At 64.0% G+C, this 2632-nt stretch carries 3 protein-coding genes; 1 reads left to right on the plus strand and 2 read right to left on the minus strand.

Features of this window, described 5'->3' with window-relative positions:
- Positions 1-204 precede the first annotated feature (204 nt).
- Positions 205-348, minus strand: coding sequence for a helix-turn-helix domain-containing protein (locus CJ197_RS15005; RefSeq protein ID WP_199173958.1), 144 nt, complete (start codon positions 346-348; stop codon positions 205-207).
- A gap of 248 nt (positions 349-596) precedes the next feature.
- On the minus strand, positions 597-1055 hold the full coding sequence (locus CJ197_RS14720) for a hypothetical protein (RefSeq protein ID WP_146007800.1): 459 nt from the start codon (positions 1053-1055) through the stop codon (positions 597-599).
- A 110-nt stretch (positions 1056-1165) separates the two neighbouring features.
- Between CJ197_RS14720 and CJ197_RS14725 the strand changes: the two genes are divergently transcribed.
- Entirely contained in the window at positions 1166-2605 is a 1440-nt protein-coding gene (locus tag CJ197_RS14725) for a recombinase family protein (protein ID WP_102237473.1), read from the plus strand.
- Positions 2606-2632: the final 27 nt, after the last annotated feature.

The raw sequence follows: 2632 nt of genomic DNA on the forward strand, positions 1-2632 counted from the left end.
TCCAGCACCGATCGGTGTGGCTCGATCCGCTGCCCGGTCACGGTCAGGCCCAGCCGGTCGAGCTGGCAGAAAGTATCAAGATCGGGCGTGGTGAAGGTAGCGTTGAGCACGTCGAGGTCTTCCAGATGGCGAGCTTAGGAACTTCCATCATCGGGGGACCTCGACGCCTATCCCGGCACCGCCGCACCGACGGTCCCTACACCCTCATCTGTGAAGAGCCCATTTGTGGAGCGTCATCTCGTGGACGCCGAAGTCCTTCGCGATCTGCGCGATCGTGATGCCGTCCTCACTGGACCGGGCCACTCGCACGACGTCTTCGCGGAACTCCTGAGGGTAGGGAGCGGGCATGGTGCACATTCCTCCAGGCCGCCCAGAAGGCAAGCCAGATCAGATGTCACCTAACCGTGCAGCAGTCCCGTGCGCCCCGGCTGCGACCTGGCGCAGCACGGCACTCACATGATTGCGCAGGTCACGATGGTCGATCGTCGGCGTGTCGTGAAAGTAGCAGACACAGCACCTTAGGGCCGTGGCGGAGACAGGCGGAACCGGCACTCACCCTCGCCGCCGTGAGCATCGACCCACCGCGCCGGTGCGGCTCAGGGGCGCGGCGCCCCACCGTGCAGCAGCTGCTCGAACTCGCGGGTGAACCGGGCGGCATCGTGTTTGCGGTGCGGCATCATGCGGATGTCCCGTGCCCCGTCTACGTGAATGTGCACCCGCGAGAACGCCCCGCCGCCGAAGCTGATGCGGCGTACCCGCCCAGCTGGCTCGCTGCGCAGTGTCTTCGGTCGGTTCCGCAGTCCTGTCACCTGCGCGAGCACCACCCGGGAGTCGGTGACGATCAGCGCTTTCGGGGTCTCGCTCGCCACCGCCGGCAGCGCCAGCAGCACCCGCTCCCCAGGCTGCAGCACCTGCTCGAGCCGCGGCAGGGACAGATCGGCGAACAGCTCATTGCGGGACATTGCCGCGGTGAACCCGGAATCCGCCGCTCCCGACGGGTCAGGCCCCGTCTGATGCCCTCCGCCGCCGGGCAGATACGAACCGTGCTCGCTCATGCCACCGATCGTAGGTGGTGGCGGAGCAGGGCACAGCCGGGCCCATGGGGAGTACTCCCCATGGACGAGTCCGGTGATGGAAAGTACACCTCCTGATCACAGGAGGCACCGTGACCATCACCGACCGACCCGCGAACCCACGTCCCGGACGCGCGACCCGAACTGTCGTGTACCCGGCATTCACCCAGACCGGTCCAGAGGAGCCTGTTGAGGGCACCCGGGGCATCTACCTCTACCTACGTCTGTCGAAGTACCACCGCGATGGCGCCGACGCGATTGAACGCCAGCGACTCGATCTGCTCCGCAAGCTGAACACTGAAGGTGGCTGGACGGTGCTGGGGGAGTACATCGACAACGATTCGGCAAGTGCTTCCGCGGTGCGCAATCGCAAGGGGTGGCGGCAGCTGAATCAAGACATCCAGGCTGGCAAGGTCGAGGCGGTGGCGTTCTGGAAGCTGGACCGGACGAACCGCGTTGCCTCCAAGTGCATCGAGTGGATCGGTCAGTGTCAGAAGGCTGGCGTGTACTTGGTCTCGCACCAGGACAGTGACCAGGAACTGAACACGGCGACAGCTGGCGCAAAGTTGATCACCGGGATCAAGGCTCTTATGGCGGAAGTCGAGACTGACTCGATGAGTGAGCGGCAGCTCGCTGCCAAGAGGCACCTGGCCGAGGCGGGCTTCCATCATGGCGGAAGGCCGCCACTTGGTTGGATACCAGGTCCCCGGGTGACCGATGAACAGGGCCGCACCGGCGTGCGACTTGTGCCTCATCCAGTAGAGCATCCAGCTCTCAAGCGTGCAGTGGAACTGGTGTTGGACGGCGTGAGCTTGGCACGCATCGCGGACTACTGGAAGGCCGAGTACGGCATCACTACAGCCAAGGGCGCGCCGATCTACGAAGCGACGATCTATCGTGCTCTGGTTTCGCCGCGCATGGTGGGCTACCGGATGCGGCAGGTGCCCGAGCATCAGCGCGGTGTGAAGCTCAACTTGCTTGACTACATCGCGCGTGATGCGAAAGGTGACCCGGTCATTTCACAAGAGCCCGTCTGTGACTGGGTGACTTGGCTACGGGTGAAGAAGCGGTTGGAGGAAGCGAAGACCTCACGCACTCGTCGACCGTGGGGGTCGCATGAGTGGCTGCTGACGGGCTTGGTTTTCTGCCAGTGTGGTGATCGGTTGTACGGCCACAACAAGACGCGGAGGAGGGCCTCGGGAGAGAAGTATCAGCAGTACGCCTATCGGTGCATGGCGAACCGTAAGCGTGGTCGCGGTCACTGCGACATCGCGTGTGTCATCGACGCGGCACAGGGTGAAGCGCACGTGTTGGGTTGGTTCTTTGCGCAGCTCACTGACGAGTCCGTGGCCCGGGCTCGCGCACAACGCCGGGCCGCGAACTCCGATCAGGCCTTGAAGAGTCTGTTCACGTCTCTGGAGGAGGCCCGAGCTGAGCGTGATGAACTCCTGGCCCGCCAGGGGAGCCAGGAGTTCAAAGGCAATGGGCTTGCCCGCAAGTTGTTGACGGTTGATCAAGCTGCTTGGGCTTGATCTGCGTGTTCTTCGGTTTTGGCCTGG

Source organism: Brachybacterium sp. UMB0905, assembly GCF_002871795.1.
Lineage (GTDB): Bacteria > Actinomycetota > Actinomycetes > Actinomycetales > Dermabacteraceae > Brachybacterium.

Coding starts and splice junctions, on each gene's coding strand:
- CJ197_RS14720 (WP_146007800.1), bottom strand. CDS start 1,055: ATGAGCGAGCACGGTTCGTATCTGCCCGGCGGCGGAGGGCATCAGACG.
- CJ197_RS15005 (WP_199173958.1), bottom strand. CDS start 348: ATGCCCGCTCCCTACCCTCAGGAGTTCCGCGAAGACGTCGTGCGAGTG.